This is a genomic window from Streptomyces sp. NBC_01433 (assembly GCF_026340105.1).
Classification (GTDB): domain Bacteria; phylum Actinomycetota; class Actinomycetes; order Streptomycetales; family Streptomycetaceae; genus Streptomyces.
This window is the reverse complement of record NZ_JAPEPM010000002.1, coordinates 1,473,448-1,488,070: the sequence shown is the minus strand read 5'-3', so window position 1 is coordinate 1,488,070 and position 14,623 is coordinate 1,473,448. Positions and strand designations below refer to the sequence as shown.

12 protein-coding genes are annotated in these 14,623 nt (G+C 69.9%); 2 read left to right on the top strand and 10 right to left on the bottom strand.

The window, feature by feature from the left end; translation table 11 throughout:
* Window positions 1–13: 13 nt before the first annotated feature.
* The 8 genes from OG413_RS34070 to OG413_RS34035 form a co-directional block, all read right to left on the bottom strand.
* Window positions 14–1,219: an acyl-CoA dehydrogenase family protein gene (locus OG413_RS34070; protein ID WP_266812306.1), complete on the bottom strand. Its 1,206-nt coding sequence runs from the start codon at window positions 1,217–1,219 to the stop codon at window positions 14–16.
* A gap of 27 nt (window positions 1,220–1,246) precedes the next feature.
* Window positions 1,247–1,750 carry a MaoC family dehydratase gene (locus OG413_RS34065; RefSeq protein ID WP_266812304.1) on the bottom strand — a complete coding sequence of 168 codons (504 nt, stop codon included), beginning with the start codon at window positions 1,748–1,750 and terminating at the stop codon, window positions 1,247–1,249.
* 2 nt (window positions 1,751–1,752) lie between these two features.
* A complete protein-coding gene (locus tag OG413_RS34060) occupies window positions 1,753–2,727 on the bottom strand; it encodes a CoA ester lyase (protein WP_266812302.1) in 975 nt (324 codons plus the stop codon).
* Entirely contained in the window at window positions 2,724–4,736 is a 2,013-nt protein-coding gene (locus OG413_RS34055; RefSeq protein WP_266812300.1) for a protein meaA, read from the bottom strand. Before OG413_RS34055 ends, OG413_RS34060 begins: the two co-directional genes overlap by 4 nt.
* Before the next feature lie 10 nt (window positions 4,737–4,746).
* Entirely contained in the window at window positions 4,747–6,120 is a 1,374-nt protein-coding gene (ccrA, locus tag OG413_RS34050; protein WP_266812298.1) for a crotonyl-CoA carboxylase/reductase, read from the bottom strand.
* 356 nt (window positions 6,121–6,476) lie between these two features.
* The gene (locus tag OG413_RS34045; protein WP_266812296.1) at window positions 6,477–7,274 is read right to left on the bottom strand and encodes a GNAT family N-acetyltransferase; all 798 of its coding nucleotides are present in this window, start codon (window positions 7,272–7,274) and stop codon (window positions 6,477–6,479) included.
* A gap of 121 nt (window positions 7,275–7,395) precedes the next feature.
* Window positions 7,396–8,214 carry a TetR family transcriptional regulator gene (locus OG413_RS34040; protein ID WP_266812295.1) on the bottom strand — a complete coding sequence of 273 codons (819 nt, stop codon included), beginning with the start codon at window positions 8,212–8,214 and terminating at the stop codon, window positions 7,396–7,398.
* A gap of 91 nt (window positions 8,215–8,305) precedes the next feature.
* Window positions 8,306–10,087, bottom strand: coding sequence for a 3-hydroxyacyl-CoA dehydrogenase family protein (locus tag OG413_RS34035; protein WP_266812293.1), 1,782 nt, complete (start codon window positions 10,085–10,087; stop codon window positions 8,306–8,308).
* 372 nt (window positions 10,088–10,459) lie between these two features.
* Between OG413_RS34035 and OG413_RS34030 the strand changes: the two genes are divergently transcribed.
* Entirely contained in the window at window positions 10,460–11,032 is a 573-nt protein-coding gene (locus OG413_RS34030) for an adenylosuccinate lyase (protein WP_266812291.1), read from the top strand.
* Window positions 11,033–11,113: 81 nt separating this feature from the next.
* On the opposite strand, the gene OG413_RS34025 is transcribed toward OG413_RS34030, so the two are convergent.
* Window positions 11,114–12,706: an alpha/beta hydrolase gene (locus tag OG413_RS34025; RefSeq protein ID WP_266812289.1), complete on the bottom strand. Its 1,593-nt coding sequence runs from the start codon at window positions 12,704–12,706 to the stop codon at window positions 11,114–11,116.
* A gap of 182 nt (window positions 12,707–12,888) precedes the next feature.
* Window positions 12,889–13,929: an Rv2578c family radical SAM protein gene (locus tag OG413_RS34020; RefSeq protein WP_266812288.1), complete on the bottom strand. Its 1,041-nt coding sequence runs from the start codon at window positions 13,927–13,929 to the stop codon at window positions 12,889–12,891.
* Between the two features lie 150 nt (window positions 13,930–14,079).
* Between OG413_RS34020 and OG413_RS34015 the strand changes: the two genes are divergently transcribed.
* Window positions 14,080–14,523 carry an SRPBCC family protein gene (locus OG413_RS34015; protein WP_266812287.1) on the top strand — a complete coding sequence of 148 codons (444 nt, stop codon included), beginning with the start codon at window positions 14,080–14,082 and terminating at the stop codon, window positions 14,521–14,523.
* The last annotated feature ends 100 nt before the right edge of the window (window positions 14,524–14,623 follow it).

The window sequence follows — 14,623 nt, the reverse complement described above, 5'->3', positions numbered from 1 at the left end:
TCGAAAGGGGCAATCAACCCTGAAGTCGGTACTCCTCCAGGAGGCGGCGGCCAATGATCATTTTCTGGATCTCGGCGGTACCTTCACCGATCAGCAGCATCGGTGCCTCGCGGTAGAGGCGCTCGATCTCGTACTCCTTGGAGAAGCCGTAACCGCCGTGGATACGGAAGGCGTCCTCGACGACTTCCTTGCAGTACTCGGAGGCGAGGTACTTCGCCATCCCTGCCTCCAGGTCGTTTCGTTCCCCGGAGTCCTTTTTGCGGGCCGCGTTTACCATCATTGCATGGGCGGCCTCGACCTTGGTGGCCATTTCGGCCAATTTAAACTGGATCGCCTGGTGCTGGGCGATGGGCTTTCCGAAGGTGTGGCGCTGCTGGGCGTATGAAACACCCAGCTCGAATGCACGCTGTGCGACGCCGCAACCACGCGCCGCCACATTTACCCGGCCGACCTCGACGCCGTCCATCATTTGGTAGAACCCCCGGCCGGTGGTGCCCCCCAGTACGCGATTGGCCGGAATGCGTAGCCCATCCATGATGAGCTCGGTCGTGTCGACGCCCTTGTAACCCATCTTGTCGATCTTCCCGGGGATGGTGAGGCCCGGACGGACCTCGCCGAAGCCCGCCTCCTTCTCCACCAGGAAGGTCGTCATCGACTTGTGGGGCGCCGTGCCCTCGGGGTGTCCTTCGTCACTCCGGCACAGCACGGCCACCAGATTGGACGTGCCGCCGTTCGTGAGCCACATCTTCTGGCCGTTCAGGACGTACTCGTCGCCGTCCCTGACGCCCTTGGAGGTGATGGCGGCGACATCCGAGCCGAGCGCCGGCTCGGACATCGAGAACGCGCCCCGCACCTCTCCCAGTGCCATCCGCGGCAGGAACGTGTCCTTCTGCTCCTGTGTGCCGTGCTGCTTGAGCATGTACGCCACGATGAAATGCGTGTTGATGATTCCCGACACGCTCATCCAGCCGCGGGCGATTTCCTCCACGCACAGCGCATAGGTGAGAAGCGACTCACCCAGCCCCCCGTACTCCTCGGGAATCATCAGCCCGAACAGGCCGAGTTCCTTGAGCCCCTCGACGATCTCGGCGGGGTACTCGTCGCGGTGCTCCAGCTGGGTCGCGACCGGAATGATCTCCTTGTCGACGAAATCCCGGACCGTGGCGAGGATTTCCTGCTGGATGTCGTTGAGACCGGCGGTCTGGGCGAGTCGCGTCATGGCTGCTTCTCCTGTGGCTTCACACGGTTAGTTGGAAGGCGTCGGGCGGCCGGGCTGCTCGCCGCCGCGCTCCTTGATGTACGCCTCGGTGGGAACCATCACCTTGCGGCGGAACACGCAGACCACGGTGCCGTCCTGCTTGTAGCCCCTGGTCTCGACGTACACGATTCCGCGGTCGGGGCGGGACTTCGACGGGGTCTTGTCCAGGACCGTGGTCTCGCCGTAGACGGTGTCGCCGTGGAAGGTCGGCGCGATGTGCTTGAGCGATTCGACCTCCAGGTTGGCGATGGCCTTCCCGGAGACGTCCGGCACCGACATACCGAGCAGCAGCGAGTAGATGTAGTTGCCGACGACGACGTTCTTCCCGAAATCGGTCGTGTTCTCGGCGTAGTTGCTGTCCATGTGCAGCGGATGGTGATTCATGGTCAACAGGCAGAAGAGGTGGTCGTCATATTCCGTGACCGTCTTTCCGGGCCAGTGCTTGTAGACGGCACCGACCTCGAACTCCTCAAAGGTGCGTCCGAACCGCATGATCAGGCCTCCGGCGCTTCGAACGTCGAGGTGCGCGGCATACCGGCCGCGCGGCCCTTGCCCGCGACCACCAGGGCCATCTTGCGGCTGGCCTCGTCGATCATCTCGTCGCCGAGCATCGCCGAGCCCTTCCTGCCGCCCGCCTCGGAGGTGTACCAGTCGTAGGCGTCCAGGATCAGTTCGGCGCGGTCGTAGTCCTCCTGCGAGGGCGAGAACACCTCGTTGGCCGCGTCGACCTGGCCGGGGTGCAGCACCCACTTGCCGTCGAAGCCGAGAGCGGCGGCACGGCCCGCGACCTCGCGGTAGGCGTCCACGTCGCGGATCTGGAGGAAGGGGCCGTCGATCGCCTGGAGATCGTGGGTACGGGCGGCCATCAGGATGCGCATCAGGATGTAGTGGTAGGCGTCCGCGCCGTAGCCGGGCGGCTGCTGGCCGACCACCAGGGTCTTCATGTTGATCGAGGCCATGAAGTCGGCCGGGCCGAAGATCAGCGTCTCCAGCCGGGGCGAGGCCGCGGCGATGTCGTCGATGTTCACCAGGCCCTTGGCGTTCTCGATCTGTGCCTCGATGCCGATCCGGCCGACCTCGAAGCCCATCGTCTTCTCGATCTGGGTCAGCAGGAGGTCCAGGGCCACGACCTGCTGGGCGTCCTGGACCTTCGGCAGCATGACGCAGTCGAGGTTCGGCCCGGCGCCCTCGACGACCGTGATGACGTCGCGGTACGTCCAGTGCGTCGTCCAGTCGTTGACCCGCACGACCCGGGTCTTGCCCGTCCAGTCACCCTTGTTGAGCGCGTCGACGATGTGGTGGCGTGCGCCCTCCTTGGCGAGCGGCGCGCAGGCGTCCTCCAGGTCCAGGAAGACCTGGTCGGCCGGGAGGCCCTGGGCCTTCTCCAGGAAGCGCGGGTTCGAGCCCGGCACGGCGAGACAGGAACGGCGCGGACGCAGACGGTTCACGGGCGTCGTGGGCGTGGTCATGCGGGGACCTCCAGAGGGTCGAGCTTGTTCGCTTTCCGGATCTCGTCGACGATACGGCCGATGATCTCCGTGATACCGAAGTCCTTCGGGGTGAAGACGGCGGCGACACCGGCGCCGATCAGGGCGGCGGCGTCGGCGGGCGGAATGATGCCTCCCGCGATCACCGGGATGTCGGTCGCGCCGGCCTCGCGCAGCCGGTGGAGCACATCCGGAACCAGCTCGGCGTGCGAACCGGACAGGATGGACAGGCCGACGCAGTGCACGTCCTCGGCCAGGGCGGCGTCGACGATCTGCTCGGGGGTCAGCCTGATCCCCTGGTAGACCACTTCGAACCCGGCGTCACGGGCCCGTACGGCGATCTGCTCGGCGCCGTTGGAATGCCCGTCCAGGCCCGGCTTGCCGACCAGCAGCCGCAGCCGTCCCACGCCGAGGTCGCCCGCGGTGCGGGTGACCTTCTCCCGGACGAGGGCGAGCGGGGTGCCCGCCTCGGCGGTGACGGCGACCGGTGCGGACGAGACACCCGTCGGCGCCCGGAACTCGCCGAAGACGTCCCGCAGCGCCCAGGACCACTCGCCGGTGGTGACCCCCGCGCGGGCGCACTCCACGGTCGCTTCCATCATGTTCTCGGTGCCCGCGGCGGCCTTCTTCAGCGCGGCGAGCGCCTCGGTGGCACGGGCCTCGTCCCGGTTGTCGCGCCACTGGTGCAGGGCGGCGACGACACGGGCCTCGTTCGCCGGGTCCACCGTCATGATCGCGCCGTCCAGGTCGGCGGTGAGCGGGCTGGGCTCGGTCGACTCGTAGATGTTGACGCCGACGATCTTCTCCTCGCCGCTCTCGATCCGGGCCCGCCGTGCGGCGTGCGAGGAGACCAGCTCGGACTTGAGGTAGCCGGACTCGACGGCGGCCATCGCGCCGCCCATCTGCTGGATCCGGTCGATCTCCGCGAGCGACTCGGTGACCAGCGAGTCCACCTTGGCCTCGATGACATGCGAACCGGCGAAGATGTCCTCGTACTCCAGCAGGTCGCTCTCATGGGCCAGGACCTGCTGGATACGGAGCGACCACTGCTGGTCCCAGGGGCGCGGGAGCCCCAGTGCCTCGTTCCAGGCCGGCAGCTGGACGGCGCGGGCGCGGGCGTCCTTGGAGAGGGTGACGGCCAGCATCTCCAGGACGATGCGCTGGACGTTGTTCTCCGGCTGCGCCTCGGTCAGGCCGAGGGAGTTGACCTGGACGCCGTAGCGGAAGCGGCGCCGCTTGGGGTCGACGATGCCGTACCGCTCGCGGGTGACGCGGTCCCAGATGCGGCCGAAGGCGCGCATCTTGCACATCTCCTCGATGAAGCGGACACCCGCGTTCACGAAGAAGGAGATGCGCGCGACGACATCGCCGAACCTCTCCTCGGGCACCTGTCCGGAGTCGCGCACCGCGTCCAGCACCGCGATGGCGGTGGACATCGCGTAGGCGATCTCCTGGACGGGAGTGGCTCCCGCCTCCTGCAGGTGGTAGCTGCAGATGTTGATCGGGTTCCACTTGGGGATGCGTCCGACCGTGTACGTGATCATGTCGGTGGTCAGCCGCAGCGAGGGACCCGGCGGGAAGACATGCGTCCCGCGCGAGAGGTACTCCTTCACGATGTCGTTCTGCGTGGTGCCCTGGAGCTTGTCCGGGTCCGCGCCCTGCTCCTCCGCGACCACCTGATAGAGCGCCAGCAGCCACATCGCGGTCGCATTGATGGTCATCGACGTGTTCATCTGCTCCAGCGGGATGTCCTGGAACAGCCGTCGCATGTCACCGAGGTGGGAGACGGGCACGCCGACCCGGCCCACCTCGCCCCGGGCGAGGATGTGATCGGGGTCGTAGCCGGTCTGTGTCGGCAGGTCGAAGGCGACCGACAGACCGGTCTGGCCCTTGGCGAGGTTGCGCCGGTACAGCTCGTTGGACGCCTCGGCGGTCGAGTGACCGGCGTAGGTCCGCATGAGCCAGGGCCTGTCCTTGTGACGCTCAGTCATCTGGAGAACCTCAGACGTTCCGGCTGGATCGGACGGTCCGCTCCGTAGGAGCGTCCCGGAACAGGTTGATGGCGTCGATGTGCCGCTCGCGCAGCTCCTCGTCCCGCACGCCCAGACCCTCGCGGGGTGCCAGCGCGAGGACGCCGACCTTGCCCTGGTGGAGATTGCGGTGGACGTCGTGGGCGGCCTGGCCGGTCTGCTCCAGGGTGTAGACCTTGGAGAGCGTGGGATGGATCTTTCCCTTGGCGACCAGCCGGTTGGCCTCCCACGCCTCGCGGTAGTTGGCGAAGTGCGAGCCCACGATCCTCTTCAGCGACATCCACAGATAGCGGTTGTCGTACTCGTGGTTGTAGCCCGAGGTCGAGGCGCAGGTGACGATCGTGCCGCCCTTGCGGGTCACGTAGACCGAGGCGCCGAACGTCTCGCGGCCCGGGTGCTCGAAGACGATGTCCACGTCCTCGCCGCCGGTCAGCTCGCGGATGCGCTTGCCGAACCGCTTCCACTCACGCGGGTCCTGGTGGTGCTCGTCCTTCCAGAACCTGTAGTCCTCGGCACTGCGGTCGATGATCGCGGTCGCGCCCATCCGCCGGCAGATGTCCGCCTTCTGGTCGCTGGAGACGACACAGACCGGGTTGGCGCCGCCGGCCAGCGCGAACTGCGTCGCGTAGGAGCCGAGGCCGCCGCTGGCACCCCAGATCAGCACGTTGTCGCCCTGCTTCATGCCCGCGCCGTTGCGCGAGACGAGCTGGCGGTACGCGGTGGAGTTGACCAGGCCGGGAGCCGCGGCCTCCTCCCAACTGAGGTGCCGCGGCTTGGGCATCAGCTGGTTGGACTTGACGAGGGCGATCTCCGCGAGCCCGCCGAAGTTGGTCTCGAAGCCCCAGATGCGCTGCTCGGGGTCGAGCATCGTGTCGTTGTGGCCGTCCGAGGACTCCAGCTCGACGGAGAGGCAGTGCGCGACGACCTCGTCGCCCGGCTTCCAGACGTTGACGCCGGGGCCGGTGCGCAGGACGACGCCCGCCAGGTCGGAGCCGATGACGTGGTACGGGAGGTCATGGCGCTTGGTGAGCTCGCTGAGCTTTCCGTACCGCTCCAGGAAGCCGAAGGTGGACATCGGCTCGAAGATGGAGGTCCAGACGGAGTTGTAGTTCACCGAGCTGGCCATGACGGCGACCAGCGCCTCGCCGGGGCCCAGTTCGGGCACCGGGACCTCGTCCAGGTGCAGCGACTTACGGGGGTCCTTGTCGCGGGTGGCGAGCCCGGCGAACATGTCCGTCTCGTCCTTGTGCACGGTCACCGCGCGGTACGACTCGGGGATGGACAGGGCCGCGAAGTCCGCGGCGGTGCTGTCCTGCGATTGGATCGCGTCCAGGATTTCCTTCACGGTGTTGCCTCCGGCAAAGCTGGCGTCGAGGGAACGCTTGAGAGGTCCCTGCGGGCAGGGGAGCGGTGCGGTGTGGAGGTGCTGCCGTCGGTTCGGCGGGTGGTGCTTCGGCTTGCTCTGTGGAGCGGAAGGGTGCCTGTGACGCAGGCGTCCGGGCGCGCCGACACATGGTTGGCGGGGACAGCCGGCGTACGTGAGGTCCCAGCACGCCGGCCGCCCGGACACCTTCAACGTATGGCACTCCGTGACACCTGACAAGGCACCGAGTGCCAACAATTTCTCTCACTTGTCATCTCATGGGCACGCATGAGCAATACGATGGGTGTTCCGGGCCGTTCTGTCCTGCTGCCGGGTGGTTACGGCGCCGCGCGATACACGTACGGCGTCGTGGTGCCGAGCGCGATGAAGCCGAGGCGGCGCAGGATCGGGGCGGACTGGTTCGTCGCGTCGACCTGGAGGTAGCGGTAGCCGCGCTCGGCGGCGATACGCGTACGGAAGGCGACCAGGGCCCGGTAGATGCCCCTGCCGCGCCACGGGGCGGCCGTCCCACCGCCCCAGAGCCCCGCGAAGCCCGTGCCGGGGTACAGCTCCATCCGGGCCGAGCTCACCGGCTCGTCGCCCGCCTTGGCCAGCACCCCGACGAAGCCGTCCGGGTCCTGTGCCAGCCGGGCCGCCACCTGATGCCGCAGCCCCGGACAGTCCGTGCCGAACGCCCGCTCATGGGCCTGGGCCATCAGCTCCGCATCCGCGGCGTCGGTCACCGTACGCAGCGAGATGCCCTCGGGCAGCTCGACGGCGGTGGGCGGCGACTCGACCGGCGCGACCAGCACGGTCTCCGGCGGCTCCGCGACGAAACCGGCCGCCCGCAGCCGCCGGCCCAGATCGGCGGGCCGGTCGTGCGCGTACAGCTTCCACTCGAACTCGTCGTGACCGAGCCCCGTGTAGTACGCCACCTGCGCGGCGACGGCCGCGTCCGCCTCCGCGGCGTCCAGCTCCCGGGCGGACCAGACGACACCGTTCCAGTCGTCCGCGGCACCGACCTGGCGGACGAGGGGGCCGTCGCGTTCGACCCGTACACCGGGGCCGTCGGGGCGGGCGTGCTCCCGCATCTCGCGGTCGAACAGGGCCAGCAGGGTGGTGCGGTCATGATCCATCCGCCCAGCTCAGCACCGGGGGCCGGACCCGGCAATCAGGTTTCGGCGGGCGTTGGGCGCGCTGCCGTCGACCGGTGGGCACGGGCACCGGCCGTCCGGAGCCGCGGCGCCGGACGGCGGCTCAGCGTTCCTTGCTGAGCGCCTGCTGGATCGTGCGCATGACCTCGTCGAGCGGTGCGTCGGTCCGCGCCACGGCGACCAGCACCTCGCCCTCGGCCGCCACCGTCGCGGCGGGTACCTTCGCGGGCTCGGTCCCGGCGATCCGCCCGGCTCCGATGCCCGCCCCGAACGTCTCGCGGACGATCGAGAAGGCGTGGTCGAGCTGGGCCTCCACATCGCCCTGGCCGCCCGCCCGCAGCCAGCGGCGCAGCACGTGGTTGTGCGCGGTGACCACGGCGGACGCGGCCACCTCGGCCCGCAGCGGGTCGTCATTGCCCACGTGATGGTCGCGCTCGTCGAAGTGGCCCAGCAGATAGCGGGTGAACAGTCGCTCGTAGCGGGCCACCGACGCGATCTCGGCCTCCCGCAGGGTGGGGACCTCACGGGTCAGTTTGTAACGGGCCACGGAGACGGCGGGCTTGGCCGCGTACATCTTCATGACTTCCTTGATGCCGCGGCACACGGTGTCGAGCGGGTGCTCGTGCGCGGGTGCCGCGTTGAGGACGGCCTCGGCCCTGACGAGGGTGTCGTCGTGGTCGGGGAAGATCGCCTCTTCCTTGGAACGGAAGTGCCGGAAGAAGGTCCGCCGTGCGACCCCCGCGGCGCCCGCGATCTCGTCGACGGTCGTCGCCTCGTACCCCTTCGTGGCGAAGAGCTCCATCGCCGCGGCGGCCAGTTCACGGCGCATTTTGAGCCGTTGGGCGGCGGCGCGCGTGCCTGCGGCACTTTCCGGGGCGTCGGGCGCGGCGGAGGCACGGGGTGACTTGGCGGGCTGGGACATGGTGTGAACGTACTGCATCCGTGCAGGAGAGCGCGCCTGCGGGGGCGGGCCGCCCGAAGGCCCCAGCAGCCCGCCCCACCCGGCTCCCGGCTCAGCGACGGGCATATTCGCGGAAGCCGCGCCCCGTCTTGCGGCCCAGGCAGCCCGCGGCGACCAGATGCTCCAGCAGCGGCGCCGGGGCCAGGCCCGGGTCACGGAACTCGCTGTGCAGGACCTTCTCGATGGCGAGCGAGACATCGAGGCCGACGACGTCCAGCAGTTCGAAGGGGCCCATCGGGTAACCGCCGCCCAGCTTCATGGCGGCATCGATGTCGTCGAGCGTCGCGTAGTGCTCCTCGACCATCTTGATCGCGTTGTTGAGATACGGGAACAGCAGCGCGTTCACGATGAATCCGGCCCGGTCCCCGCAGTCCACCGGGTGCTTGCGCACCTTCGCGCACACCTCGCGGACCGTGGCGTGCACCTCGTCGGCGGTCAGCACCGTACGGACCACCTCGACGAGCTTCATCGCGGGCGCCGGGTTGAAGAAGTGCATCCCGACGACGTCCTCGGGCCGCGCGGTCGCGCGGGCGATCGCGACGACGGGCAGCGACGAGGTCGTCGTGGCCAGGACCGCGCCCGGCCTGCACACCTTGTCCAGGGTCGCGAAGAGCTGCCGCTTGACCTCCAGATCCTCGGCGACCGCCTCGACCGCGAGGTCCACGTCCGCGAACGCGTCCAGCGAACCGGCCGCGGTGATCCGGGCCAGCGTCTCGTCCCGCGCCCCGGCGGTCAGCCGCCCCTTGGTGACCGAGCGCTCCAGCGACGTGGCGATCCGGCCCTTCGCCGTGTCGGCCTTCTCCTGGCCGCGCGCCGCCAGCACCACGTCGTAACCGGCCTTGGCGAAGACCTCGGCGATGCCCGAAGCCATCGTCCCGGAGCCCGCGACCCCCACCGAACGCACCGGGCGCCCGGCGACGCCTCCCGCGCCGGCCGCCGGCGTCAGCGCGTCCGGCACCACGGCCTGGCCGCCCGGGGCCTCGTACGTGTAGAAGCCGCGGCCCGCCTTGCGGCCGGTCAGGCCCGCCTGACTGAGCTGACCCAGGACCGGCGCCGGGGCGTGCAGCCGGTCGTGCGAGGCGCAGTACATGGCCTCCAGGACCGTACGGGCGGTGTCGATGCCGATCAGGTCGAGCAGGGCGAGGGGGCCCATCGGCAGCCCGCAGCCCAGCTTCATCGCCGCGTCGATGTCCTCACGGGAGGCGTAGTTCGCCTCGTACATCGCGGCGGCCTGGTTGAGGTAGCCGAACAGCAGGCCGTCCGCGACGAATCCCGGCCGGTCGCCGACCGCGACCGGCTCCTTGCCCAGCTCGCGGGCCAGCCGGGTGACGGTCTCGACGGCGGGCGGCGCGGTCAGCACCGAGGACACGACCTCGACCAGCTTCATCGCGGGCGCCGGGTTGAAGAAGTGCAGGCCGAGCACCCGCTCGGGGTGCCGCGACTCGGCGGCCAGCCGGGTCACCGACAGGGCGTTGGTGCCCGTGGCCAGGATCGCGGTGGGGGAGACGACCGCGTCGAGATCCCGGAACACCTGCTGCTTGAGCTCGTACGTCTCCGGCACGACCTCGATGACCAGCTCCGCCTCCGCGGCGGCCCCGAGGTCGGAGAAGGTGCGGAACCGGGCGAGGATGTCGCCCCGCTCCCGCTCGGTGATCCGCTCGCGCCGCACGGCGCGGGCGGTGGAGGCTTCGAGGGAGGCGACGGCCCGGCGGGCGGCCGCCTCGTCGGTGTCGATACCGATGACCTCGCGGCCCGCACGGGCCAGGACCTCGGCGATGCCGGTGCCCATGGTGCCGAGGCCGACGACGGCAATGGTGCTGAGCGGGGTGTCCATCACGGGACTCCAGGGTGAGTGACGACTGTGAGGAGCACGACGCGCCAGGAATGACCGACCGGCGTACGGCGTGCGGAAGGCGCGTGTCGTGGTGCACAGGGCCCGGACACTCGAAGGGCGCCCGGACCGGGAAGGGGCGACGGACTCTGTCCCGGAGTCACGTCTCACAAAGCCGCCGAACCGACAAGCACTCCGGATGGCTGCGTCACCAGGCCACCGGAGCCTGCGGGGGTGTGTCCCGCTCACATGAGATTAACCGGCGAGTAACGAGCGCGCCAGCCCTGCGCCGGTGTGCGCTGGACCACACCGCACGCCCCGGGGTGTACGCCGCCGGGGTTTATACGGTGCGTGTCCGCCGATACGCTGAGCGTTATGGATGAGGAGTTCCGGTCGCTCATGGACCGGTTGCGGGACGAGGCCGACGGGTCGGCGGCGTACGACCGGCTCGTCGCCACCGACGACGACGAGGAGCTGGCCCGGGTCCTCGTCGAACCGGGACGCCCGCTGTGGGCGCGCGAGATCGCCGCCTTCCGGCTCGGCTGCGGGGGTGACCGGCGGGCCTTCGAGGCGCTGGTGCTGCTGCTCAACCACCGCGACCCCGAACGCTGTGTGTCCGCGGCCCACGCCCTGGAGCGCCTGGGCGATCCCCGTACGCCCCGGGCGGCGGCCGCGCTCGCCACCAACACCCTGCGCACGGCCTACGCCCTGCACCCGGTGCGGCTGCTCACCGCGCTGCGCGCACCCGAGTCGGTCCCCGCCCTCGTCGGCACGCTGGAGCGGCTGCTCGCCCCGCGGGAGCCGCACTGGCGGGTGGCCCTCGCCTGCGTGGAGGGGCTGGGGCGGCTGGGCGACGACCGGGCCCGCCCGGTCCTGCGGGCGGCGCTGCCCCACCCGCGCCTCGCCGACGCGGCGGCCGAAGCCCTCAGCAGGCTTCCGGCCGGCTGATCCGGCGTACCTCGGGGGTGCACGCCGGTCCGGTCCGGTGCGTCATCGTGGACCATCCCGGCGTACGCCCCGGCCGCACGGTCAGCCGCGGAAGCCCAGCAGACCGTGGAGCCGGCTGCCCTTGCTGTCGTTCGCGCTCAGCACGGCCGCCTTCTCGGCGGGCAGCGGCTTCGGGTCGGGCAGGGCGCGGCAGACCGCGTCCGCCTCGGCGCGGCTGCCGTCGCCGCGCGGGACCGTGCCGGTGGCGAGGTAGTCCGCCAGATACGCGTCCAGGCAGTTGCTGCCGCTCAGGGTGATCCCGTGGTTGCCGCCGCCCTGCTCCACGACCAGGCTGGAGCCCTTGAGCTTGCGGTGCATGGTGACACCGCCCTCGTAGGGCGTGGCCGCGTCGTCGGTGGCCTGGAAGAGCAGCGCCGGCGGGAGCTCATGGTTGGTCACGCGTACCGGATTGAGCGGTTCCACCGGCCAGGACGCGCACGGGGCGTTGTACCAGGTGTTGTTCCACGCGATGAAGGGCGCCTTGGCGTTCACCGCGCGGGTGTCGTCGCGCCAGGTGTTCCAGTCCCGCGGCCATGCGGCGTCGCGGCACTGGACGGCCGTGTAGACCGAGTAGCCGTTCTCGCCGCCGGCGCCGACCGCGCCGAAGTTCTCGTAGCTCTCGACCAGTGCGTCCTGGTCGCCCTCGTTCACAAACGCGGCGAACGCCTCGGCCAGATAGGGCCAGTAGCCGTTGTAGTACCCGCCGGGCATGAAGGTGTCCTCCAGCTCGCCCGGACCGACCTTGCCGCCCGCGGGGTGCTCCTTGACCGCGGCGCGAATCGCGTACCAGGCGGCTTCGACGCGCGCCGGGTCGCTGCCGAGTCCGTACGTGGCGTCGTTCTTCGCGACCCAGGCGGTGAACGCCTGGTGACGGGCGTCGAACGCGTAGTCCTGGCTGAGGTTGTCGTCGTACCAGACCCCGTCCGGGTCGACGATCGAGTCGAGCACCAGGCGTCGCACCCGCTCGGGGTACAGCTTCGCGTAGACCGCGCCGAGGTAGGTGCCGTACGAGTAGCCGAAGTAGTTGATCTGCCGCGAGCCGAGCGCCCGGCGGATCACATCGAGGTCCTTGGCGGCGCTGACGGTGTCCATGTACGGCAGCAGGTCGCCGTGCTTCTCCCCGCACGCCGCGGCGAAGGACGCGGCCCGGTCCCGCTTGACCCGCTCGTCCCGGTACGACGTCGGCACCGAGTCGGGGCGCACCGGATCGAAGTACTTCGGTACGCAGTTCAGTGCCGGGCGGCTCTTCCCCACCCCGCGCGGATCGAACCCGATCACGTCGTACGTCGCGGCGACCTTCGAGGGCAGTGCGGAGGCCACGAAACCGGCCATCGAGAGTCCGCTGCCGCCGGGACCGCCCGGGTTGACCAGCAGCGGGCCCTGCGAGGTCTTCGCGGTGTGCGGGATCCGGGACAGGGCGAGCGTCACCTGGCGGCCCGACGGGTGGTCATGGTCCAGCGGGGAGCGGACCGTCGCGCACTGGAGCGTCGGATAGTCCTCCGTCGCGCAGTCGGTCCACTTGAGCTGCGGCGCGCGTGGCGCGCCCGTGTCGGCGGTCGCCGGGGCCGGCGCGGCGCTCACCAGCCCCGCGACCGCCGCGCCGACGGCGACCAGAATTCCTGCACGATTCGTCATACGGCCTCCCGTGGTGGAGGGAACGCGGCTGTGGGTGGCACAGCCCCCGCCGCATGGTCCCCGAATTCAGGCGGAAGCGGACACGTTCTGTCGAGAGTTGACCCGATTGGTCACGCCGACGCCGTGACGCGCCCGCGCCGTCACCGGAGGGTCGGAGGTCGCTGTCACAGGAGGGTCGGAGGTCACAGCAGGGTCAGCTGGGTCGGTCCGGGCGCCGGGTCGGCCTGCCCGGGTGTGCCGGACGCGTCGACCCGGCGGGCCGCGCCCCAGTCGGGGGGCCCGATCCCGAACTCGGTGGCCAGCTCGTGGACCTGGCGGGTGATCCGGCGCTGGTACCACGTCGGCGCGTACGACCCGTCCGCGTACATCCGCTCGTAGCGCGGCACGAGGTGCGGATGGTGGCGGGCGAGCCACTGCATGAACCACTCCCGGGCGCCGGGCCGCAGATGGAGCACGAGCGGGGTCACCGAGGTCGCCCCGGCGGCGGCGATCGCGCGGACCGTGTCGCGCAGCTGGTCGGGACGGTCGCCGAGGAACGGGATGACGGGGGCCATCAGGACCGCGCAGCCGATGCCGTTGTCGGTGAGGGTGCGCACCACGTCGAGGCGCCGCTCCGGGGAGGGTGTGCCGGGTTCGACCGTGCGCCACAGCTCGCGGTCGGTGAAGCCGACGGAGACGGACACTCCGATCTCGGTGACCTCGGCGGCCTGTCGCAGCAGCTCCAGATCCCGCAGGATCAGCGTGCCCTTCGTCAGGATCGAGAACGGGTTCGCGCGATCGCGCAGGGCCTCGATGATGCCGGGCATCAGCCGGTAGCGGCCCTCGGCGCGCTGGTAGCAGTCGACGTTCGTGCCCATCGCGATGTGGTCGCCCCGCCAGCGGCGGGAGGCGAGCTGCCGCCGTACCAGCTCCGCCGCGTTGATCTTGACGACGATCTGGGAGTCGAAGCCGAGTCCGGTGTCGAGATCCAGATAGCTGTGGGTCTTGCGGGCGAAGCAGTACACACAGGCGTGGGAGCAGCCCCGGTACGGATTCACGGTCCATTCGAACGGCATCCGGGATGCCCCCGGCACCCGGTTCACGATCGAACGGGCCCGGATCTCATGGAAGGTGATCCCCCGGAATTCGGGGGTGTCGAACGTGCGCGTGGTCACCGCGTCGGCGGCGAAGAGCGCGCTGTTCCCGGTCATTGTGCCGTTCTCGACCAGATTGTCCCAGCGCATGGACGCCTCCTCGGTAGAACTGGGCACAGAATAGAACACTTGTTCCCTTGATCGTGCGAGGCGGCCCGGGGACCCCGATTTTGAGGGGCCGTACCCGAGGTGGTTGGCTCAGCTCACCCCCCCGAACAACCGAGTGCTGGAGGAACAGCCATGGCGCAGGTCGAGGCCACGACAGAGCGGATCATCGCGGCGGACGCGGAGACGGTGTTCGACGCGCTGGCGGACTACCAGGAGGTCCGGGGCAAGGTGCTGACCGGACACTTCAGTGAGTACGAGGTGCGCGAGGGCGGTGACGGCGAGGGCACCCTCGTCCACTGGAAGCTCCAGGCCACCAGCAAGCGGGTCCGCGACTGCCTGCTGGAGGTCTCCGAGCCGACCGACGGGCAGCTCGTCGAGAAGGACCGCAACTCCTCCATGGTCACCACCTGGACCGTGACCCCGGCCGGTGACGGCAAGTCCAAGGCCGTCGTCTCGACCGTCTGGAACGGCGCGGGCGGCATCGGCGGCTTCTTCGAGAAGACCTTCGCGCCCAAGGGCCTCGGCCGCATCTACGACGAACTGCTCCAGAACCTCGCCACCGCGGTCGAGAAGTAGACCGAACGCGGCCCGGCCGACACCACGTTCGGCCCGGCCGCCCGCTTGACGGCCGGCCTCACCGGAACGGGTGGTTTTTCCGGGGTGGCCGGTTGTGCGC